A 560-nucleotide genomic window follows, 5' to 3' on the forward strand; every position below is an offset into this window, starting at 1 on the left:
CGCCAACACGATGTTCGCCGCCAGCCGGGATACCCGTTCGGCCTTGACCGCCTATATCGACCCCATCACCGGCCAGCAGCAGACCACCAGCCTGTGGATGACCAATCTGGGCGGCCACAACCGCTCCCGCGATGACAGCGGGCAGCTCAGAACCCAGAGCAACCGCTACGTCCTGCAACTGGGGGGCGATGTCGGCCAGTGGAGCAGCAACGATATCGACAGCTTCCGCCTGGGCCTGATGACCGGTTACGGCCATGCCCGCAGCAGTACCGATTCCCAGGTCTCCGGCTACAGCGCCAAAGGCTCGGTGGACGGCTACAGCGTCGGCATCTACGGCACCTGGTATGCCGACGCCGCCGACCGCTCGGGGATGTACGTCGACGGCTGGACCCAATACGGCTGGTTCGACAATGAGGTGGACGGCCAGAATCTCAACGAGGAAGACTACAAATCCAAGGGCTTCACCGCCTCCCTGGAAAGCGGCTACACCTTTAACATCGGCGCCAACCCGGCGAAAAACGCCACCTACTATATCCAGCCCCAGGCCCAGGCCATCTGGA

1 protein-coding gene is annotated in these 560 nt (G+C 63.0%); it reads left to right on the top strand.

The annotated features are described in order from the left end of the window. A partial coding sequence (locus HB631_RS26780; RefSeq protein WP_213994212.1) for an autotransporter outer membrane beta-barrel domain-containing protein occupies nucleotides 1-560 on the top strand: 560 nt, incomplete at both ends.

It is taken from the genome of Sodalis sp. dw_96 (assembly GCF_018449575.1).
Taxonomy (GTDB): Bacteria; Pseudomonadota; Gammaproteobacteria; order Enterobacterales; family Enterobacteriaceae; genus Acerihabitans.